The organism is Janthinobacterium sp. 67 (genome assembly GCF_002797895.1).
Lineage (GTDB): Bacteria > Pseudomonadota > Gammaproteobacteria > Burkholderiales > Burkholderiaceae_D > Janthinobacterium.
On record NZ_PGES01000001.1, the window covers coordinates 732,311 to 753,814 of the forward strand.

17 protein-coding genes are annotated in these 21,504 nt (G+C 67.1%); 6 read left to right on the forward strand and 11 right to left on the reverse strand.

The features are described from left to right. The first annotated feature begins 40 nt into the window (after positions 1–40). Genes CLU90_RS03315 through CLU90_RS03325 form a run of 3 tightly spaced genes read left to right on the forward strand, consistent with a single transcriptional unit; the run spans position 41 to position 5,224 of the window. Positions 41–1,678: an ATP-binding response regulator gene (locus tag CLU90_RS03315; RefSeq protein ID WP_232731056.1), complete on the forward strand. Its 1,638-nt coding sequence runs from the start codon at positions 41–43 to the stop codon at positions 1,676–1,678. Beyond that, a complete protein-coding gene (locus CLU90_RS03320) occupies positions 1,675–2,697 on the forward strand; it encodes an ABC transporter substrate-binding protein (protein ID WP_100427179.1) in 1,023 nt (340 codons plus the stop codon). The genes CLU90_RS03315 and CLU90_RS03320 overlap by 4 nt, the downstream gene beginning before the upstream one ends. A 10-nt stretch (positions 2,698–2,707) precedes the next feature. Further along, positions 2,708–5,224: an ATP-binding protein gene (locus CLU90_RS03325; protein ID WP_100427180.1), complete on the forward strand. Its 2,517-nt coding sequence runs from the start codon at positions 2,708–2,710 to the stop codon at positions 5,222–5,224. 164 nt (positions 5,225–5,388) lie between these two features. Here CLU90_RS03325 and CLU90_RS29075 read toward each other — a convergent pair whose 3' ends face one another. Further along, positions 5,389–5,583, reverse strand: coding sequence for a hypothetical protein (locus CLU90_RS29075; protein ID WP_157808719.1), 195 nt, complete (start codon positions 5,581–5,583; stop codon positions 5,389–5,391). A gap of 121 nt (positions 5,584–5,704) precedes the next feature. Between CLU90_RS29075 and corA the strand changes: the two genes are divergently transcribed. Further along, positions 5,705–6,691 carry a magnesium/cobalt transporter CorA gene (corA, locus tag CLU90_RS03330; protein WP_092716270.1) on the forward strand — a complete coding sequence of 329 codons (987 nt, stop codon included), beginning with the start codon at positions 5,705–5,707 and terminating at the stop codon, positions 6,689–6,691. Between the two features lie 10 nt (positions 6,692–6,701). Here corA and CLU90_RS03335 read toward each other — a convergent pair whose 3' ends face one another. Beyond that, on the reverse strand, positions 6,702–7,400 hold the full coding sequence (locus CLU90_RS03335; RefSeq protein ID WP_100427181.1) for an alpha/beta hydrolase: 699 nt from the start codon (positions 7,398–7,400) through the stop codon (positions 6,702–6,704). 79 nt (positions 7,401–7,479) lie between these two features. Beyond that, on the reverse strand, positions 7,480–8,433 hold the full coding sequence (locus CLU90_RS03340; protein ID WP_157808720.1) for an alpha/beta hydrolase: 954 nt from the start codon (positions 8,431–8,433) through the stop codon (positions 7,480–7,482). A 175-nt stretch (positions 8,434–8,608) separates the two neighbouring features. Between CLU90_RS03340 and CLU90_RS03345 the strand changes: the two genes are divergently transcribed. Next, on the forward strand, positions 8,609–9,580 hold the full coding sequence (locus CLU90_RS03345) for a threo-3-hydroxy-L-aspartate ammonia-lyase (RefSeq protein ID WP_100427183.1): 972 nt from the start codon (positions 8,609–8,611) through the stop codon (positions 9,578–9,580). A gap of 24 nt (positions 9,581–9,604) precedes the next feature. Here the strand turns inward: CLU90_RS03345 and CLU90_RS03350 are convergent, their stop codons facing one another. The 7 genes from CLU90_RS03350 to CLU90_RS03380 form a co-directional block, all read right to left on the reverse strand. Continuing rightward, positions 9,605–10,450 (reverse strand): universal stress protein, encoded by an 846-nt coding sequence (locus CLU90_RS03350; protein WP_092716278.1) that lies wholly within the window; start codon positions 10,448–10,450, stop codon positions 9,605–9,607. 24 nt (positions 10,451–10,474) lie between these two features. Next, positions 10,475–12,280, reverse strand: a complete 1,806-nt coding sequence (locus tag CLU90_RS03355; RefSeq protein ID WP_100427184.1) for a PHA/PHB synthase family protein — start codon at positions 12,278–12,280, stop codon at positions 10,475–10,477. Positions 12,281–12,343: 63 nt separating this feature from the next. After that, a complete protein-coding gene (locus tag CLU90_RS03360) occupies positions 12,344–15,844 on the reverse strand; it encodes a PAS domain S-box protein (protein ID WP_198511135.1) in 3,501 nt (1,166 codons plus the stop codon). Beyond that, the gene (locus tag CLU90_RS03365; protein ID WP_100427186.1) at positions 15,841–16,983 is read right to left on the reverse strand and encodes an FIST signal transduction protein; all 1,143 of its coding nucleotides are present in this window, start codon (positions 16,981–16,983) and stop codon (positions 15,841–15,843) included. Before CLU90_RS03365 ends, CLU90_RS03360 begins: the two co-directional genes overlap by 4 nt. Further along, the gene (locus tag CLU90_RS03370; protein WP_100427187.1) at positions 16,965–18,056 is read right to left on the reverse strand and encodes an HD domain-containing phosphohydrolase; all 1,092 of its coding nucleotides are present in this window, start codon (positions 18,054–18,056) and stop codon (positions 16,965–16,967) included. Before CLU90_RS03370 ends, CLU90_RS03365 begins: the two co-directional genes overlap by 19 nt. Before the next feature lie 52 nt (positions 18,057–18,108). After that, the gene (locus tag CLU90_RS03375; RefSeq protein ID WP_100427188.1) at positions 18,109–18,612 is read right to left on the reverse strand and encodes a chemotaxis protein CheW; all 504 of its coding nucleotides are present in this window, start codon (positions 18,610–18,612) and stop codon (positions 18,109–18,111) included. 60 nt (positions 18,613–18,672) lie between these two features. After that, a complete protein-coding gene (locus CLU90_RS03380; RefSeq protein WP_198511136.1) occupies positions 18,673–19,575 on the reverse strand; it encodes a GGDEF domain-containing protein in 903 nt (300 codons plus the stop codon). Positions 19,576–19,916: 341 nt separating this feature from the next. Between CLU90_RS03380 and CLU90_RS03385 the strand changes: the two genes are divergently transcribed. Then, complete coding sequence (locus CLU90_RS03385) at positions 19,917–20,165, forward strand: hypothetical protein (protein ID WP_157808721.1); 249 nt, start codon at positions 19,917–19,919, stop codon at positions 20,163–20,165. Between the two features lie 6 nt (positions 20,166–20,171). Here the strand turns inward: CLU90_RS03385 and CLU90_RS03390 are convergent, their stop codons facing one another. Continuing rightward, on the reverse strand, positions 20,172–21,458 hold the full coding sequence (locus CLU90_RS03390) for a DUF445 domain-containing protein (RefSeq protein ID WP_100427191.1): 1,287 nt from the start codon (positions 21,456–21,458) through the stop codon (positions 20,172–20,174). Between the last annotated feature and the right edge of the window lie 46 nt (positions 21,459–21,504).

Genomic DNA, 21,504 nt, shown 5'->3' on the forward strand with positions numbered 1-21,504 from the left:
CAAGTTTCCTGTCCGCAATGCCATGCCGCCAGGAGAATGCATGAACAGCTCACCAATGCCGCCGCGGATACTGATCGTCGATGACGAGCTGGCGCATGTGCGCGCGCTGTGCGACACCTTGCGCGGCCAGGCCTACGACACGACGGGGCTCGCTTCGGGCGAGGCGGCGCTGTCGCTGCTGGCCGTCGAGTCGTTCGACCTGCTGCTGGTGGACCTGATGATGCCGGGCATGAACGGCATCGCCGTCGTGGAAGCGGCGCGCAAGATCGACCCCGACCTGGCCTGCATCATCATGACGGGCGAAGGCACGATTGCTTCGGCCGTGCAGGCCATGCAGGCGGGCGCGCTCGATTACGTCGTCAAGCCGTTCAAGGTGTCGGGTATCCTGCTGATACTGGCGCGGGCGCTGGAAACGCGCCAGCTGCGCATCGCCAATGCGCGCCTGGAACTGCTGCTGCGCCAGCACACGGCCGAACTCGACGCCATGAACAAGGACTTGCGGCTGGCCCGCGAAGTGGCCGAGCGGGCGAACGAGGAAAAGACCAATTTTTTGTCCAGCATGAGCCACGAGCTGCGCACGCCGCTCAACGCCATCCTGGGCTTTTCGCAGATGCTGATGTCCGACTCCATCCCCTCGACGGCGCAGGAAAAGAAAACCTTTGCCTCGCACATCTTCGGCGCCGGCCGGCATTTGCTGACCCTGATCAACGATATCCTCGACATCGCCAGGATCGAGTCGGGCAATATGTCGCTGTCGATGGAATCCGTGGGCCTGGCCGATATCTACCACGAATGCTGGCAAATGATGGAACCGCTGGCCAGGAAGCGCGGCATCACCCTGACGTTCGTCGAGGCGGGCGGCGTGCACGTACTGGCCGACCGTACGCGCCTCAAGCAGGTGCTGATCAACCTGCTGTCGAACGCCGTCAAGTACAACCGCGAACAGGGCGAGATCCACGTCGATTGCCATCCCGTCGATGCGCGCCAGCTGCGCCTGTCCGTGCGCGACACGGGCGCCGGCATGAGCGCGGCGCAGCTCGAGGCGCTGTTCCAGCCCTTCAACCGCCTGGGACGCGATGCGCGCGACGAGGAGGGCACGGGCCTGGGACTGGTGGTCAGCAAGCGCCTGGCCGAAGCCATGCAGGCCAGGCTGGGCGTGGCCAGCACGCCCGGGCGCGGCAGCACCTTCTGGCTCGATATCGCCAGTTGCCCGGCGCGCCAGCCGCTGCTGGAAAGTCCGCGCCTGCCCGCCATCGTCCGGCCGGCCGAAGCGGTACGGCTGCCGGAGCGCAAGACGCTGCTGTACGTGGAAGACAATCCCCTGAACGTGACCCTGGTGGCGGGCCTGATCCATTTTCGCCCCGATCTCGACCTGCTGTCGGCCGGCGACGGGCAGGCGGGCCTGGACATGGCGCGCCGCCACCTGCCGCAGCTGATATTGATGGATTGCGACCTGCCCGACATCAGCGGCACGCAAGTCATGCAGCTGCTGCGCGCCGATGCCCGCACCGCGCATATCCCCGTCATCGCCCTGACGGCCGTGGCCGGGCCTGGCGACGTCCGCCAGGGGCTGGCGGCGGGCTTTTACCGCTATCTGACCAAGCCGGTCGACGTGGCCGCGTTTTCCGAGGCCATCAACAGCGCGCTGGAGTCGGTCACGGCGCAGTGCAGCGCATGAATGGCCGCACGCTCAGGCTGGCGGCCGCAGTGCTGCTGCCCATGCTGCTGGCACTGGCCGCCGTGGCCCTCTGGCGGCTTCATGGCCGTGCGGCGTCGCCGGCCGGCCCCGTGGAACCGTTGCGCCTGGCCGTGAATGCGGAATACGTGGGCAGCTGCCCCGTCCTGGCCGCGCACGGGCAGGGCTATTTCGCCCGCGAAGGCATCGAGGCGCTGCTGCAGCCGTATTCCTCGGGCAAGGCGTCGCTGGAAGCCGTGCAGCAAGGCAGGGCCGACCTGGGCACCGCGTCCGATATTCCCGTGGTGCTGGCCAGCCTGCGGAAGCAGTCCGTCGTCATCATCGCCAGCATCTTCGAGGCCGAACGCGACCACGGCATCGTGGGACGCCTGGACCGCGGCGTGTCCACGCCCGCCAGCCTGAACGGCAAGCGCATCGGCGTGACCGTGGGCACGTCCGGCCAGTTCACGCTGGACGCCTTTTTGAACCGCCAGAAGCTGCTGCCCGCCGAAGTCACCGTGCGCAACTACGCCCCCGAGCAGCTGGCCGGGGCGCTGGCGCGGGGCGAGGTCGACGCGGCGGCCGGCTGGGAGCCGTTTTTGACGGCCATGACGCATGCCATCGGGGGCAAGGCGGCCATCTTCTATGGCGAGGATGTGTATGCGGGCCTGTTCAACGTGGCCGGCACGGGCGAGTACGTGCGCGCCCACCCGGCCACGATGCGCAAGGTGCTGCGCGCGCTGATCGCGGGCGCGCGCTTTTGCAGCGACGAGCCCGACGCCGCACGCGCCCTGTTTGCCAGGGCGTCGGCCAGCGAAGCGGCGCGCCTGCGGGCGGCCTGGCACGATTACCGCTTCCGCGTCGTGCTCGACCAGGGCTTGCTGCTGGCGCTGGAAGACGAGGCGCGCTGGGCCATCAGGAAACAGCTGGCCGAAGGCGGCGACATGCCCAATTTCCTCGACACCGTCTACCTGGACGGCCTGGAAGCCGTGGCCCCATCGGCCGTGACGGTCATACACTGAGAAGACCACCGTGAAAATCGTAACGCGCTTCAAGCTGGCCGAACTGTTTTGCGTGGCGCTCGTGGCCATCATCGTCGCCGTGCTGTTTTCCACCACCATGGCGATGCAGCGCGAACTGGCGAAGAACAGGGCGGCGGCCGATATCCTGCAAGCCGTCACGTCGCTGCGCTATCTGTCGATCGAATATGCGCTGCACCATGGCGCTCGCACGCGTGCCCAGTGGCAGCTGCGCAGCGAGTCGCTGTCGACCGGCTTGCTGTCCACATCGGTCTTCAGCGCCGGCGAGGAAGGCGCGCTGCTGCGCGAATTGCGGGGCGACCTGGCTGGCGTGGGCGCCTTGTTCGAGCTGTTCGTCGCGAATCACCGCGAGCTGGGGCAGGACCCGCAGCGGCGCGAGGTGCTGGGCGAGCTCGAGTCGCGCCTGTCCGGCCAGATCATGGGCAAGGTGCAGGGCATGATCTCGGATGCGATGCGGCTGTCCGAATTGAGCCGGCAAGGCGTGCTGGAGGCGCAGCAGCGGGCCAACGTGGCCGTGATGCTGTTTGGCGGCACGATCATCGCGCTGGTGGCCGGCTTGATCTATTTCACCATGACCAGCGTCACGGGACCGCTGGAAAAGCTGCGCCAGGGGACCATGATCGTCGGCGCCGGCAAGCTCGATTTTGCGCTCGGCGTGCACACCAGGAATGAAATCGGCGACCTGGCGCGCGCCTTCGACGGCATGACGGAAAAGCTGCGCCGCACCACCGTCTCGCGCGACGAGCTGGCGCACACGAATGCCGCCCTGGAGACGCAGATCGCCGAGCGCCAGCTGGCCGAGCGCAAGGTGCATGAGCAGGTCGAGCGCCTGAACCTGCTGCAGCAGATCACGCGCTCGATCGGCGAGCGGCAGGACTTGCGCAGCATCTTCCAGGTGGTCGTGCGCAGCCTGGAAGACCAGCTGCCCATCGATTTCAGCTGCATCTGCCTGTACCATCGAGCCGAGCACGCGCTGCAGGTGACGTGCGTGGGCGTGCGCAGCGAGGCGCTGGCGCAGTCGTTCATGATGGGCGAGCAGGCGCACATTCCCATCGATGAAAATGGCTTGTCGAGCTGCGTGCGCGGCCAGCTCGTGTATGAAGCCGACATCGCGCAGGTGGCGTTTCCGTTTCCGCAGCGGCTGGCGCAAGGGGGGCTGCGCGCGCTCGTCATGGCGCCGCTGCTGGCCGAAAACACGGTCTTCGGCATCCTGATCGTGGCGCGCCGCGCCGCAAACAGTTTTACCAGCGGCGAGTGCGAATTCCTCAGCCAGCTGAGCGAACACGTGGCGCTGGCCGCCAACCAGGTGCAGCTCTACGGCGCGCTGCAGCGCGCGTATGACGATTTGCGCCAGACGCAGCAGTCGGTGATGCAGCAGGAACGCCTGCGCGCGCTGGGGCAGATGGCCAGCGGCATCGCGCACGACATCAACAACGCCATTTCCCCCGTGGCCCTGTACACCGAGTCCTTGCTGGAGACGGAAACCAGTCTCAGTCCCCAGGGCCGGCATTGCCTGGAAGTGATCGAACGGGCCATCGACGACGTGGCCGCCACCGTGGCGCGCATGCGCGAATTCTACCGCCAGCGCGAACCGCAGCTGTCGCTGTCGCCCATCGATGCCAACCTGGTGGTGCAGCAGGTGCTGGACCTGACGCGCGCGCGCTGGAGCGACATGCCGCAGCAGCGCGGCATTGTCATCGCCCTGCGCACGGAGCTGGCGGACGCGTTGCCCATGTTGCCCGGCAGCGCGGGCGAACTGCGCGAAGCACTGACGAACCTCGTCTTCAACGCCGTCGACGCCATGCCCGATGGCGGCACCCTGACCGTGCGCACGGCCGGCGTGGGCGCGCCCGGCCAGCTGACGCGGCAGGTGCTGATCGAAGTGGCCGATACGGGCGTCGGCATGGACGAGAACACGCGCCGCCGCTGCCTGGAACCGTTTTTCACCACCAAGGGCGAGCGCGGCACGGGCCTGGGCCTGGCCATGGTGTACGGCATGATGGAGCGCCATGGCGCCAGCATCGACATCGTCACGGCGCCGGGGCAGGGCACGGCGGTGCGCCTGGCGTTTCCCGCCTGCGCGGCGGACGCGGGGGAACCGGCGCCCGACGCGGCCTTCGCCGTGCCGCCGCGCCTGCGCATCCTCGTGGTGGACGACGACCCGATGGTGCTCAAGTCCCTGCGCGACATCCTGGAAATCGATGGCCACGACGTGGTGTCCGCCGATGGGGGGCAGGCCGGCATCGACTGCTTCCTCGCCGCGCGCGACCGGCACGAGGATTTTGCCGTGGTCATCACGGACCTGGGCATGCCGCACGTGGACGGACGCAAGGTGGCCAGCGCCGTGCGCCAGTGTTCGCCGGCCACGCCCATCATCATGCTCACGGGCTGGGGCCAGCGCCTGGAAGCCGACAGCGACTATCCCGAACACGTCAACTGCGTCCTGGGCAAGCCGCCCCGGCTGAAGGAATTGCGGCGCGCCTTGAACCAGGTGATTTCGACGGGCTAGCCGTGACAGCACCGGCAGCGGCATCAGGTATTCTCAAAGGCCAGCCAGGACCAGCCGACCCCAGCCTGGCGGTTCTGCCGCTGAACGGACGGCGCGTGTGCGCGCTCAAAACGACCTTGAGGTGGTGTGATGCCGCAAGGGCGATCGTTTCATGGGCAGAGACATCAAAGATGCGCCGGTTTGCCGGGGCGGGACCATGCCTGAGCGACATGACAAGCAACGCGCCCGGCTTGAGCAACTTGCTGATATTTCCCATCGCCTCGCTTCTTGTCAGCGGCTATGACGCTGTCATACCGGGCAATGAGCTGTTCGGCATTGTCGGCATAGCCTTCGGTACCGGGGATACTGGATGCATGCATGTGATCGTCAATTGTCAATGGTGCGGCGGCACCGTCTTGCCTGGCCCGCCTGGTGGCACTGTGAACAAGGCCTTTCCGCTATACTGGCCCCCGATATTGCCACCCTTAGCCGAAAACCACCATGGACTTGAGTACCCACGCCGCCGTCGTCAATTGCGAAGCGTATCGCGACGGCAGGAAGATCGCCCATTTCGACATCGACAAGGTGGGCGACTTTCTCGGCGATCCCGATTGTTTCGTGTGGATCGGCATGGCCAGCCCCGACGCCACGGCCATGCAGGCGCTGCAATCGGCGTTCGGCCTGCACGAACTGGCCGTCGAGGATGCGCAGGGCGCCCACGAGCGGCCCAAGCTGGAAGAATATGGCGACACCCTGTTCATGGTGATGCACACGGCCACCCTCGATGGCGAGGCCATCGTCTATGGCGAAACCCACGTCTTTCTCGGCCCCCGCTTCATCATCACGGTGCGCCACGGTCCCTCGGCCGGCTATGCGAAGCTGCGCGAGCGCAAGGAAAGCGTGCCCGGGAAACTGGCCAGCGGCCCCGGCTATGTGCTGTATTCCATCATCGATTTCATCGTCGACCAGTACCAGCCCTGCATCGACCATTTGCAGGCCCGCTTCCAGCACTACGAACTGCAGCTGTTCAAGCCCAGCCTCTCCGAAGACAAGCTGCAGGATTTCTACCAGCTCAAGACGGAGCTGCTCAAGCTCGACGCGGCCGTCAACCCCCTGCACGACATCTGCACCCAGCTGATCCGCTTCCATGGCGACATCGTGCCCAAGGAAAACCGCATCTATTACCGCGACATTCTCGACCACGTCAAACGGGTCACGCACACGGCGGGGCAGATGCGCGAGCTGGTCAATTCGGCCATGCAGGTGGCGCTGGGGCAAATCTCGATCCGCCAGAACGAGGTCGTCAAGCGCCTGGCCGCCTGGGCCGCCATCCTGGCCGTGCCCACCATGGTCTTCAGCCTGTACGGCATGAACTTCGAATTCATGCCGGAACTGAAGTGGCGCGGCAGCTATCCGGCCGTGATCGTCGTCATCATCGCCGGCTGCCTCTGGCTGCACCGGCGCCTGAAGCGCGAGGGCTGGCTGTAGCGGAGCACGCTTAGCCGCCTGCCACCGCGTTTGCCGCCTCGAGTATCAGCGCCGCCACTTCGACGGGGCGCGACGCCAGCGAGGCGTGGCTGGCATTCAAGGTGATGACTTTCCGCGCATTGAGCCGCGCCGCCATGCGGTCCTGGTTGACGGGGGAAATCATGCGGTCGGCGCTGGAAATCTGGTACCAGCTGGGCTTATGCTTCCAGGCCGGGTCGCTGACGGTGTCGCCAAAGGTGCTGGCCAGCGGCGCTTTCTGCACCACGCCCAGCACGGCGCCTTCTTCCGCGTCGAGGTCCTGGCAAAAGCTATCATGGTATTGCTCGGGTTTCACCCACAGATAGCCGTCGCTGTCGCCTTCCAGGCTGGCCGCGCCGATGGGCGGGTGTTCCTGCGTGATGCTGCCCGGGCTTTCGCCCGCGTCGGGCGCGAAGGCGGCGATGTAGACGAGGCCAGCGACATTGGGCGCATTGCCGGCCACGCTGATGACGGCGCCGCCGTAGGAGTGTCCTACCAGCAACACCGGACCGCTGACTTGCGCCACCATCTTGCGCGTGCGCTCGGCGTCGTCGGCCAGCGACGTCAACGGCAGTTCGACGGCGCGGATGGCCGTGTGGCCCTGGCGCCGCAATTCGACAATGACGCGGCTCCAGTGGGCGGCGCCGCCCCAGAAACCGTGGACGAGGACGATGGTGGCTTGCTTGCTCATGCGAGTACTCCTTGGGCGAGGGAAACGGCGAAGACCGCGCGGGGATAGACTGCTCACTGCGCGGCGGGCAGCTGCATGCCTATTGTAGACCTTCCCAGCGCATGGCCTCGATGGCATCGACCACGGTGCTTTCATGCTCGATGAAGAAATCGCCGTGGAAGCCGTTGTGGATGAGCAGATGCTTGCTGCCGGGCAGGGCGGCGGCCAGGCGCTCGCCGTCGGCCAGACGCAGCGGACGGAAAAAGTCCAGCTGTTCCTGCGCAGCGGCCAAGGTAGCGGGATCGGCTTGCAACAGCCAAGGAAACAGATTGCGCAAGCTACCGGGATCGACGGTGATGACCAGCGCTGGCGCGCGCACGCGGCGGTAGTCAGGCGAAAGATTGTGCGCGGCCATGTGCATGGCCGTGGCGATGGCGGGCGGGGCATTCGGCCGCACGGCGCCGCCGGGCAGCACGTCCAGGCTGTCGCGCCAGTTCGCTTCCAGCGCCGGCCACCATTGCTTGTTGAGGCGTTTGGCAAAGTTGATCGAGGCGGCCATCGACGCCAGGTCGGCGGGGCCGGGCTGCGGTTCGTCCAGGGAGGAAGGCGTGGGTTCTTCATGGCCGCCAAGGGCCAGGTAATCCCAGGTCGTGTCCAGGTAGGCAAGTCCCCGTACGCGCTGCGGGTGGCTGCCGGCGAACAGGGTCAGTTCGTTGCCGGCGATCGAGTGGCCGGCCAGGATGATGCGTTTGATGTGCAAGGCGTCGAGCACGGCCAGCAGGTCGGCCACCAGGGTGGTGGGGGCATAGGTGTCAGCGCCGGTGGGAAGCGGCTTGCCGGAACCCTTTGCCGATGGCCAGTCGCGCACATGCAGGCTGACGTCGGGGGCGGCGGCGACCTGCCGGTCCGTGACGCTGGCGGCGCCCGATCGCCCGCCACAGGCGGACAGCGCGGCCAGGGCCGTGATACCCAGCAGCACCTGCCTGCGGGTGTGGAAATGCGGTGTCCTGTCGTCGGGCTGGCGCATGGCGTGCTCCTCGTGGGAGCAGATCATGCGGCCAGCCGAATGGAAAGGCTTTATCGCGCAGTTTGCTCGATCTGACAGGCCTGGCCCTGCAAGACCTGACCGTTGCGCGCCTGGTCCATGGCCGGGCGGCGGCCGCCGGCATCGACATCGACATTTCCTGGCCGTGGTAGGGCCATTGCCCGCTTTTTGAAAGGTACACAGCATGCAGAACCCGACTCTTCCCACCTACGCCGACGTGGTGGCGGCCGCCGGCCGCATCGCGGGCCATGCCCACAGGACGCCCGTCATCACTTCGCGCACGGTCGACGCGGAGTTTGGCGCCGAAGTCTTTTTCAAGTGCGAGAACCTGCAGCGCATGGGCGCCTTCAAGTTTCGCGGCGCCTATAACGCGCTGTCGCAGTTCGACGCGCAGCAGCGCCGCGCCGGCGTCGTGGCTTTTTCTTCGGGCAACCACGCCCAGGCGATCGCCCTGTCGGCCCGGCTGCTCGATATTCCCGCCACCATCATCATGCCGCAGGATGCGCCGGCCGCGAAAATCGCCGCCACGCGCGGCTATGGCGGCAACGTGGTGCTGTACGACCGCTACACGCAGGACCGCGAGCAGATCGGCCGCGAACTGGCCGAGCAGCGGGGCATGACCCTGATTCCGCCGTACGACCATGCGCACGTGATCGCCGGCCAGGGCACGGCCGCCAGGGAACTGTTCGAGGAAACGGGACCGCTGGATGCCTTCTTCGTCTGCCTGGGCGGCGGCGGCTTGCTGGCCGGATCGGCCCTGGCCACGCGCGCGCTGGCGCCCGCCTGCAAGCTGTATGGGGTGGAACCGGAGGCGGGCAACGACGGCCAGCAATCGTTCCGCTCGGGGCGGATCGTGCACATCGACACGCCCAAGACCATCGCCGACGGCGCGCAGACGCAGCACCTGGGCAACATCACCTTCCCCATCATCCGGCGCGACGTCGACGACGTGCTGACGGTCAGCGATGCGCAGCTGGTCGAGCGCATGGGCTTTGCCGCCTCGCGCATGAAGCTGGTGATCGAGCCGACGGGCTGCCTCGGTTTCGCCGCCGCCCTGCAAATGAAAGAGCAGCTGCGCGGCAAGCGCGTGGGCATCTTGATCAGCGGCGGCAACGTCGACATGCAGCGTTTTTGCGAGCTGCTGGGCGGCGCGTGATGCGCAGGCCCGTGGCCGTGGCCGTTAGTGCGACACCAGTACCGGCACCGTCATGTCCTGCAGCACCGTGCGCGTGACGCCACCCAGCAGCGCTTCGCGCAGGCGCATGTGGCCGTAGCAGCCCATCACGACCAGGTCGCAGTGGCGCTGGGCCGCCATGGCCAGCAGGGCCGTGCCCACGTCCTGGCCCGGCGGCGTGTCGTGCTGCAGCACCTCGACGTTGACGCCATGGCGCGCCAGGTACAGTGCCAGGTCGGCCCCCGGCTGCTCGCCATGCGCGGCCGGCTGGGCGTGCGAATTGACGACGGCCAGCGTGACTTGCCGTGCCTGCTGCAGCAGCGGCAGCGCATCGGTGATGGCGCGCAGCGCTTCGGCGCTGCCGTTCCAGGCCAGCAGCGGATGCCGGGCGGCGCCCGCCGGCGTGGCGGAAGGCGCGTGCGGCACCATCAGCACGGGCCGTCCGCAATGGAGCATCAGGTATTCGGCCGTGCCGGCGATGACGCGCGACGGCGTATCCTGCGCGTCCGTCTGGCCCAGGATCAGCAAGTCGCAATAGCGTGCCTGCAGCAGCAGCGCGCCTTGCGCGTCGTCGTCGACGAAGCGCGTTTCGTAGGTGCCCAGTCCTTCCTCGCGGACGATGCGCTCGAAGTCGTGCAAGGCCTCACTGGCCTGGGTGCGCAGCGCCTGCATCTGCGCCGGCGCGAATTGCAGCGCGTTGACGCCGCCGCCATACGCGTAGCGCGAAATGCCGCTCATGGCCGAGCCGATCAGGTGCGCGCCTTCGGCGACGGCCAGGCGCACGGCCAGGCGGATACGCTGGGCGCAGTGGCGGGAATTGTCGACGTGGACCAGCAGGGTGGTGTAGGGCATGGCGTTTTCCTCGGTTGTCGGTGATCAGGTTTGCAGCACGTAGCGGCCCGGTGCGTCGCCCAGGTCGGGCACCATGGCCGGCGGCGCCGCTTGCGCGCCGGAGCGCTGCGCCAGCCAGGCTTGCCAGGCGGGCCACCACGAGCCGTCGCGGTGCGGCACGTCGCGCTGCCAGCTGTCCGCGTCGACGTAGGGCGCATCGTGGCCGTGCGTGGCCAGCTGGTAGCTGCGGCGCGGCTGGCCCGGCGGCGAGACCACGCCCGCGTTGTGGCCGCCCGAGGTGAGCAGGAAGGTGACGTCCGTATCGGTCAGCAGATGCAGCTTGTACACGGAACGCCACGGCGCCACGTGATCCGTCAAGGTGCCGACGGCGAAGATGGGCGCGGCTATGTCGGGCAGGGCGATGTGGCGGCCCGCCGTGCGGTAGCGGCCTTCGGCCAGGTCGTTGTGCAGGAACAATCGGCGCAGGTATTCCGAGTGCATGCGGCAGGGCATGCGCGTGGCGTCCGCATTCCACGCCATCAGGTCGCTGTCCTGCTCATCTTCGCCCAGCAGGTAATGGCGCAGCTGGCGTGACCAGATCAGGTCGTTCGAGCGCAGCAGCTGGAAGGCGCCCGCCATCTGCTTCGTATCGAGATAACCCTGCTTCCACATGGCCGCTTCCAGGAAGCTCACCTGGCTCTCGTCGATGAACAGCGACAATTCGCCCGGTTCCTTGAAGTCTACCTGCGAAGCCAGCATGGTGATACTGGCCAGGCGCGCATCGCCATCGCGCGCCATGGTCGCGGCGGCGATCGCCAGCAGGGTGCCGCCCAGGCAGTAGCCGGCAGCGTGCGCCTGCGGCGCGCCCGTGATGCGGCCAACGGCGTCGAGCGCGTCCATCACGCCCAGCTGGCGGTAGTCTTCCAGCGACAGTTCGCGGTCTTCTTCCGTGGGGTTTTTCCAGGAAATCATGAACACCGTATGACCCTGTCCCACGAGGTAGCGCACCAGCGAATTGTGCGGCGACAGGTCGAGGATATAGAACTTCATGATCCACGCGGGCACGAACAGCAGCGGCGTGGCATGCACCGTGGCGGTCGTGGGCGCGTACTGTATCAATTCGATCAAGTCATTGCGATAGACCACCTTGCCTGGCGTGACGGCCACGTTCTCGCCCACTTTGTAGCGGCGCGTGTTGGGCGCATACGGCCCCATGGCGGCGCGGCGCCAGTCCTCGCCCGCGTGGACGAGGCCGCGCGCCAGGTTGGCGCCGCCGCTTTCCATGGTGGCTTGCTGCACCACGGGATTGGTCAGCATGAAGTTCGACGGCGCCAGCATGTCGAGCCACTGGCGCACGGTGAACGTGACGACGTCCTCGTGGTGCGGCGCGACGCCGCGCACGCCCGTGGTGGCGCGGTGCCACCATTGCTGCTGCAGCAAAAATCCCTGGTAGACGAGGTTGTACGGCCAGCGCCGCCAGGCCGGGTCGTCGAAGCGCCGGTCCTGCGGCAGCGGCGCGATGCACGGCGTTTCCGAAGCCGCACCGGGCAGCGCCGATTGCAGGGCATATTGCTGCCAGCGGCCGATCTTCTTCCACGCTTCCTGCAGCAGCGCCTGCTGCTTCGACGGCGCCAGCGCCAGGTGGCTGAGCCAGTCGGCATAGGCGTTGCCCAGCGCGGCAGGCGAAATGCCGCCCGTAAACTTGCCCAGCCAGGCGTTCAGCAGCAAGTCCAGGGTGGCGCCTTCGGGCGCGCTTTCCGGATAGCCGGGCGCGGGCACCCCTTGCCAGGCGCTGCCCAGGCGCTCATGCTCCACTGTCTGCTGCGCATCGCTCGGCTGCGTCTTGCTCATCCGGTGCTCCCTGTCATTTTTTTACAGGATAGCAAGAGCTTGTTCAAAAAATTATGATCTACATCAAGTTTGGCCGGATGCGTGCAGCATGTCGCTGGCGGCCCGGATGGCCGCGTCCGTTTCCTGCACAAAGCCCCCCAACTGCTCTTCCAGCGCGGCGAGCCGCGCCAGCAGCGCATTCTGCGGCGCCTTTGCCGCTTCGCGCTCGATGGCGGCGGCGATGGCGACGGCCGGCGTCGCGCGGAAGTTGGCCAGCAAGCCGGCCAGGGTGTGGGCTTGCCGGCTGACGCTGGCCCGGTCGCCCGCCAGCAGGGCCGCGCGCAGGGCGTCCAGCTGCGCCGGCAAGCTGGCCAGGAACGATGCGCCGATGATGCCGACCACGTCGGCGTCGGCCAGTTCCAGCGCGGCGCCGTAGCCGAAGGGTGGCCGTGTCTGCCCGCTGATTTGCCGCGCGTGCCGCTCGATCAGGCTCTGGAAGGCGGCGGTGCTGAAAGGCTTGGACAGGTAGTCGTCCATGCCGCTGGCGAGGCAGCGTTCGCGGTCGCCTTCGAAGGCGCTGGCCGTCATGGCGACGATGACGCTCCTGGGCATGCCCTGCGCTTCGCGCGCGCGTATGTGCGCGGTGGCGTCGAAACCGCCCATTTCCGGCATCTGCAAGTCCATCAGTATCAGGTCGAAATGGCCGGTGGCATGGCGATCGAGGGCGATGCGGCCGTTTTCCGCATGCGTGACGCGGTGGCCCGCATTCGACAGCAGCACGGTGGCCAGTTCGCGGTTCATGGCGTTGTCCTCGACGAGCAGGATCTCCAGGCCGGGCATGCCTTCCTGCTCGCGGTGGCGGGCCGCCGCAGGCGCGGCGCCGGGCATGTCGCGGCAGGTGCCCAGCACGCTCATGGTGGTGGCCAGCAGTTCCTCGGGACTGGCGGGCTTGAGCAGGTAGCCGCCGATGCCCAGTTCGCGGCAGCGCGCCGCGTCGCCCAGGCTGCCGCAGGACGACAGCATGACGATGGGCACCTGGCTCCAGTGGGGCAGGGCGGCCAGCGCCGCTGCCGTGTCGAAGCCGTTCATGCCGGGCATGGCGAAGTCCATGATGATGCAGTCCGCCGGCAAGCCGCTCGCGCAGCTGTCCAGCGCCGCCTCGCCCGATTCGCAGGCGGTGACGGTGGCGCCGCTGTGCTCGAAGATGCGGCGCAGGATGGTCAGGCTGCCGGGGTTGTCGTCGACCAGCAGGATGCCGCGTCCCGCCAGCGAGGCGTCAAACGGCGCCAGCGGCGCTTGCTGCTCGCATGCCGGCAGGGCCAGGTCGACCGTGAAGCAGCTGCCTTTGCCCAGTTCGCTCGTCAGGCCGATGCTGCCTTGCATCATCGTCACCAGGCGGCGCGTGATCGACAGGCCCAGTCCCGTGCCGCCGAAGCGCCGCGTGGTCGACCCGTCTTCCTGCTGGAACGCGTCGAAGACGGCTTCCTGCATGTCGGCCGCGATGCCGATGCCCGTGTCGCGCACGCACAGGCGCAGCTGGGTCACGTCATCGCCGCTGGCACGCAGCCGGGCGCTGACGACGACTTCGCCATGCGGCGTGAACTTGATGGCGTTGCCGACCAGATTGGTCAGCACCTGGCGCAGCCGGCCCGGATCGCCGAGCAGGGTGTGCGGCAGCGCCGGGTCGCCGTCGAGCACCAGTTCCAGGCCGCCGGCCTGTGCCCGCATGGCGTGCGCGCGCATGCTTTCCTGCAGCAGCCGGCGCAGGTCGAAGGGGATGCTTTCCAGGGTCAGCATGCCCGCCTCGATCTTCGAGAAGTCGAGGATGTCGTTGATGATGCACAGCAGGGCGTCGGCCGAGGCCTTGACGATTTCCAGGTATTTGCGCTGGTGGGCGTCGAGCTCGGAATCGAGCACCAGGTCCGTCATGCCCAGGATGCCGTTCATCGGCGTGCGGATCTCGTGGCTCATGTTGGCCAGGAATTCGCTCTTCGAGCGGCTGGCCGATTCGGCCACTTCCTTGGCCAGCAGCAGGGCGCGCTCGGCCGCCTTTTGGCTGGAAATGTCGACGATGGTGCCCACCAGGCCGTGCAGGCTGCCGTCCGATTTCAGCAGGGCCGCCTTGCTGAACAGGACATCGACCTGGCGCGCGCCGATGCTCAGCCGGTCTTCATACGTCTGCTTGCCCCGGTCCTGCAGCAGGTCCAGGTCGTGCTGCCGCACATCCTGCGCTTCCTGCCGCGGCAGGATGTCGGCCACCGTCAGGCCCAGGATACGCGCCTGGTCGAGGTTGAATAAGGCGCAGAAGGCGCGGTTGGCGCGCAGGTAGCGGCCCTGCACATCCTTCAGGTACAAGGGAATCGGGATGGTTTCGATCAGCGCGTCGACGAAGTTGAGGTTGTGCCGCAGCTCGCGCGCCGCCTGGCGCCGCTCCGTGATGTCCGTCAGGCTGCCGGTGGTGCCGGCCAGCCGCCCCTGGCCATCGCGTTCGGCGCGCGCGCACACGTCGATCCAGCGCACCTGGCCGTCGCAGGTGACGTAGCGCGCCTCATGGCGCATGCTGTCCACCTGGCCGCCCAGCAGCTGGGACAGGCCGGCGTCGGCGCGGTCGCGGTCGCGCGGCTCGACGAATTGCAGGATGTTCTTGCCCAGGCTGTCGGCGATGGCAAAACCGGTGATGGTGTGCCAGGCGGGGTTGAGAAAGGTCCAGGCGCCGTGCAGGTCCGTGCGGAAGACCACTTCATTGAGGCTGTTGACGACGTTGCGGTATTCGCGCTCGCTTTTCGCGATGGTCTCGGCCATGCGCTTGCTGTCACTGATTTCCGTGCGGATGGCGATGTACTGATAGGGCTTGCCGGCCGCGTCGAGGAAGGGCACGATGGTGGCGTCGACCCAGTATTGCTGGCCATTCTTGGCGTGGTTGCAGATTTCGCCGTGCCAGACCTGGCCGGCCGTGATGGTTTGCCACATCTGCGCAAAGAAGGCGTCCGGATGCGCGCGCGAATTGATCAGGCGGTGCGTCTGGCCCACCAGTTCCTCGCGCGCGAAGCCGCTGATGGCGCAGAACTTGTCGTTGACGTAGATGATGACGCCGGCCGTGTTCGTGATGCTGACAATGGCGTGCTGGTCCATGGCAAAGCGCTGGTTCAGCAATTCGATGCGGCGCAGTTCCTGCTGCGCCACCAGCTCGGCCAGCAGCGCCGACAGGCCCTCGATATCGTCTTCCTGCGGCAGGCGCAGGCCGGAATCGTTGTTGTCGAGCAGGCGCACGGCCGCCACGCGCAGCGACTGGATCACGCGGTTGCGGCTGGCCAGCTCCGCGCGCAGCAGGTCATTCGTCATGCTCAGTTCAGTCGAACTCAGTTCCAGGCTGCGCGAGCGCAGCTCCAGGTCGCGTTCGGACTGTTCGTAGGCGCCGTCGATGCGCTGCAGCAGGGCGGGCAGGCCGGCCAGGAAACCGGCCAGTTCGGGCGGCGTGTCCGCGCGCCCGCACAGTGCTTGCGCCTGTTCCAGCAGGGCGGCGCAGGCGGCGTCCGAGTCGATGGCGCAGACGCGGTTCAATTGGCGTGCCAGCGTGCGATTCATGCTTCGCTCAATACAGTCACGGTCATCGTCTGGTTGTGCAGCTGGCATGCGCCATGCGGTTGCGTGATGCCGATTTCTCCGTTCGAGTAAAAACCGGCGATGCAGGGCGCGCCGGCCAGCAGGTCGGCCACGGCTTCGACCTCTTCCTCGACCCGGTCGCCCATTACCAGCTTGCGGCCCACGCAGCTGACCAGCAATGCCAGCTGGTCGCCCGCCGCATCGGCGTGGGGTTCGACGCCGCGCGCGGCCGTCTCGGCCCCGTCGATCAGCCGGTTGGTACTGGAGTGCATGAGTTTCAGGTAGCCGTCGGCGAGGATGTCGCCGGCCAGGGTCAGCGAACCCTGTTCCTCATCGACGGCGAGGATGGTGCGGAAGACATTGCTTTTTTCATGTGCGGCCGTGAGCATTTCAAACGGGAACAGCAGGCCCGAGCCGGGCAGGTCGCGCGCATGGTCGCCCAGGTACAGCTTGTAGATGTCGAGCGCCCGCGCGCCGTCGAGGCCATACAGCACGTTGCCGACGCTGCGCGTCACCTTGCGCGCGGGGCCGAACGCTTCCCAGCCCGCATGGCTGCCGTAGCCGAGGCGGATATGTTCGCCGTACAGGCCGATGGCGACGATGGTGTTGTCGGTCGCGCCGCGCGCACCGAGGGTCCACGTCTGGCGAAAGGCGCCGCCGTCCGCCGCCAGGCCGCCGGAGACCGTCACGCCCGGCGGCAGGTTCGCCTGCAGGCCGGCGATCAGGGCGCTGCCGTTGATGGCCACGCCCGTGCCCAGCATGAAGACAGCCGCCAGGCCGTCCTGCGGCAGGGCCTGCGCCAGGCGCTCGCCCGCGTCGCGCGAGTCGGCCATGTCGCAGATGATGGCGTCGGCAATGGCCACCGTGGTGTGCTCGAAGGCGATGGCCGTGACGACGCAGCTGTCGTCGTAGACGCGCTTGCCGGCGATCTCGCCCGCCGTGGAGCAGCCGGCGATGACGGCGCCGGGCAGCTGGCGGCGCAGCGCCGCGCTCAGTTCAGGCGCGGCAAAATAGGCGCAGGCGCCGAAGACCAGCACCAGCTCGGGCGCCATGGCGGCCAGCGGCGCCAGTGCCGCGTCGAAGTCGGCATAGCCGTTCAGGATCAGTTGTCGTACGCGCATGGCAGGCTCCTCGCCGAGAGTGGGTGGGCGTCGTGCTGGACGGGATCGGGCAGGCTGTCGCGGATGGCGAGCACCTCGTCCCAGGCGCCCAGGAAGGCATCGATGCACCGCGGGCAGAAATGGCTGCCCCGGTTCTGTTCCAGGTACTGGCGCGCCTGCGCCAGGGGCCAGGCCGGCTTGTACGGGCGCTCCGAACTGAGGGCGTCGAAGACGTCGGCCACGGCGACGATGCGCGCCGACAGCGGTATCTGTTCGCCCGCCAGCCCGTCCGGATAGCCGCTGCCGTCATATTTTTCGTGGTGGCCGCAGGCGATTTCCTCGGCCAGCCGGATCAGCGGCGAGTCGCTGCCGGCCAGGATGTGGCCGCCGATCTTCGCATGCTGGCGCATGATGGCCATTTCATCGGGGTCCAGCCGCCCCGGCTTGAGCAGGATATGGTCGGGCGTGGCCAGCTTGCCCACGTCGTGCATGGGGGCCGCCTTGAGCAGCAGGTCCTGCCATGGCGCATCCATGCCCAGGTTCCTGGCGATCAGGGCCGAGTAGCGGGCCATGCGCATGATGTGGGAGCCCGTTTCGGGATCGCGGAATTCGGCCGCCCGCGCCAGGCGCGTGACCAGCTCCATCTCCCGGGCCGTGACGTTGGCGATGGCCTGGGCCACTTCGTGTTCGAGCAGCTTGGCGCGGTCGGCCAGCATGGTTTGCGCCGCGCGCAGGGCCAGCAGGTTGCGTACGCGCAGGCTGAACTCGATGGTGTCGACGGGCTTGGTGAGAAACTCGGTGACGCCCAGCGAAAAGGCCTGTTTGCGCACGGCGCGGTCGTTCTCGGTCGTCACCATGATGATGGGGATGTCGGCCATGCCGCCCATCTTGCGGAAAATGCCGAGGAACTCGTTGCCCGACAGGCTGGGCATCCGGTAGTCGAGCAAGACGAGGTCCGGCACGTGCGATGCGCACCAGTACAGCGCATCGACGGGATCGCTCATGCAGACCGTCTCGATGCTGCTGGCCTTGCTCACCAGGGTCGCCAGCAGGCTCAGGTTGGTGTCGTTGTCATCGACGATCAAGATGCTCATGGTGCCTCCGGCGGGTGGCGGTCAGGTGTGGAACGGGATGGCAAGGGCGGGCTCAGGCGGCCAGCTTGCCCGTGGCGTGCATGCCCAGGCCCGTCAGCAGGCTGTCCATGTCGAGCACGATCAGCATGCGCTCGTCGAGGGCGCCGATGGCCGTCACGTGACCAGACATGGCCGAGCCGTGCAGCTGCTGCGGCGGCTTGATCTGTGCCGGCGCCAGCGGCACCACGTCGGCCACGCGGTCGACCACGATGCCGGTGGCGCCGTGCGCGAAGACGAGGATGATCACCACCGTCGAGGCGTCGTATGCGGGTGCGGCCTGGCCCAGCGCGATGCGCAGGTCGACCAGCGGCACGATGCTGCCGCGCAGGTGGATGAAACCCTTGAGGAAGGCGGGCGCATTGGCGATGCGGGTGACGGCGCCGTAGCCGCGGATTTCCTGCACCAGGCCGATGTCGACCGCGTATTCTTCCCTGCTGAGTCCAAAGACGAGCAATTCCCGCGCGCCCGCTTGCGCCGGTTGGCCCGCTGCCGCGGCATGTGTCGTGGTGGTTTCCATGTGCTTGCTCCTGTCAGGTGCTGCGTGTTGGATGAAACTGCGAGGGTGGCCGGGCGGCGTTCAAGCCTGCTCGACGCGGTTGCGGCCATTCTTTTTGGCCTGGTACAGGGCGGCGTCGGCTTGCGTGAAGCCGGTTTTCCAGTCGCCGTCCGCAGGCAGCGGCGCCAGGCCGATGCTGATCGTCGCCGCGATGGAGGCGTGCTCGACGTCGACCTGCGCCGCGGCCACGGCAAGGCGGATGCGCTCGGCCACCTGGCGCGCCTTGGCCAGGTCCGTATGGGGGAACAGCAAGCCGAATTCCTCGCCGCCCACGCGGCCGACGACATCGGCCGCCCGTGCCTGGGCGAGGATGATGGCGGCGATGGCTTGCAGTACGGCGTCGCCGGCCGCGTGGCCATGCTGGTCATTGACCCGCTTGAAGAAATCGATGTCGGCGATGCCGATGGTCATCGGGTGGCCCGAGCGCTTCGCGCGCGCCGCCGTGCGCACGGCGTCGATTTCGAAGGCGCGGCGGTTCGGCAACTGGGTCAGGGGATCGCTCAGGGCGATGCGCTGCAGCTGCTGCCAGCGGGCCGCGTTCTGCTGTTCCAGGGCCAGCTCGTGGCGCTGGTCGATGAAAAAGGCACCCATGAAGTTTTCGTCGTCCAGGGTACCCAGATCCATGGCCTTGAGCACGATGGGCAGTATCGTGCCATCGCGGTGGCGTATGGCGAAATGGCGCTTGTGGCCCAGCACCCGGGACTTTTTTTGGCCGGCCAGGTAGGCGCCGATCTGTGCGCCATGCTGCTCGCGCACGGCGTCGGGCAGCAGCGCTTCGATCTGCTGGCCCGACAGACTGCCCGCGGCATAGCCGCTCAGCGCATACATGGCGTCGTTCGCATAGCGGATGCGCGAGCCCGCATCGATGATGACGGCCGCGTCGTCGGCCGCGTCGAGCAGGCGCAAGGCCAGGATTTTGTTCATGTGCTTGTCCCCTATAACGAAGGCGGAGATACCGGGCTGCCGAGGGCATTGCCTTGCGTTCTCCTTTGGACTCATCATACACCAAATAAAAATGATTTCAACGATTATTGTGATTATCATGATTTTATTTTGATTTTTGAGATGGCGTGCTCAGGACGCGCAAAGCGGGAAGCCTGTTGTTTTCCCCTGTTCTCCTTTGGACGCCGCGTTTTTTTTCTCCATTTCGCGTGTCGCAAAAAAAGAAAAATGATTTTTCCGTGAATTTATTTATTGTATTTGGTAAATTTATGTAGCAAAATGCACTGAGGCAATACCCATAACGGTCGATAGAGGAGATGGCCATGCATACGAAGATGTCGGCAAGGAACAGCGTAGAGGCGGGCAAGGGAGATCCATGCTGGCCGGGCGCGGACATCGGCCATACGTCCGCGCGGCGCCTGAAAACGGTCGGCTACCTGACCCTGCTGCTGGCCGTGGTGCCGGCGGCAAGCTGCGTCGCCACGGGACGCGCCGGCGTGCCGGTGCCGTTTACCGCCATGTGCGGCGTCGTGTCGTGCGTGGCGCCGCCGGACAGCGGCCTCGGCAGGTAGGCGTTCTTACCAGGCCTGGCTGACGGCGTAAATGAGCAGACCGGCCAGGCCGCCCACGACGGTGCCGTTGATGCGGATGAATTGCAGGTCGCGTCCGATGGCCAGTTCGATGCGTTCGCTCATTTCCTCCTTGCTCCACAGGTCCAGGCGGGCGGCGATGAAGGCGCCCACTTCGCCCCGGTAGCGGCGCACCAGCGATCCGCTGCCGGCGACGATGGCGCCGTTCAGCCATGCACGTGCATGGTCGTCCTTGCCCAGAACCTGGCCCGTGTTGCGCGCCACGCTGGCGATGGCTTGCGCCAGCACGGGCCGGTCCGCGTGCAGGTCGGCCAGCACGCGCGCGCTGATATGCTTCCACAGGTCGCCCAGCATCGCTTGCACCGTATCGCTGGCGATCAGCTGCAACTGGTAGCGGCGCACCGTGTCCTGCCACTGCGGGTCGGCCTTCAGGTGCAGCGCGCTGTCGGCGATCCAGCCGGCGATGCGCTGGCGCAGCGGGTGCCCGGGATCGAGGCGCACGGCGAGGGCGAATTTTTGCAGCGAGGCGATCATGCGCGGCTCGTACGCTTTCACGGCTTTTTTGACCAGCGCGTTCTCGATCTGGAAGGCGCCCAGGACGAAGTCGCCGATGGCCGCGTGGTGCGCCTCGTCATCGAGGTAGGCGGCGCCGCGGTCGAGCAGAAAATCCAGCAACTGCTGCGGCTTGTCGTCGGCGATCAGCGCGTCGATGCAGTCGGCCGCCACGTCCGACAGGTTCAATTGTCCAAGATAGCTGCTGGCCTGCCGGCGCAGCAGGTCTCCCAGTTTGTCGTGGTCGGCCATGGCCAGCAGCTGTTTCGCCACGCCGGCGCTGGCCATGCCCAGCTGCCGCGCGTGCGCCTCGTCGGCCAGCCAGGCGCCCAGGCGCGCGGCGGGATCGGCTTGCGCGATGCGCTCGGCGATGCCTTGCTCGGTAATGAAATGGTTTTCCACGAAGGCGCCCAGGCTGCGGCCGATGTCGGCCTTGCTGTTCGGGATGATGGCCGTATGCCACAAGGGGATGCCGAGCGGGTGGCGGAACAGGGCGACGACGGCGAACCAGTCGGCGATCGCCCCCACCATGGACGCTTCGGCGAACGCTTCCACATAGCCCCAGGCCGGGTGGCCGCCGCGCTGCGAGCGGGCCACGGCAAACACCAGCGCGGCGAGCAGCAGCAAGCCGGCGGCCAGCCACTGCATGCTGCGCAGGCGCGCGCGCTTGAGCTGGTCCGTGCTGTGGTCCAGCTGTTTGATGAGGTCGGGGGAGCGTTGCATCGATGGCGGCCTGCAGGGTTGCGAGACCGCCATCTTACTGCGATGG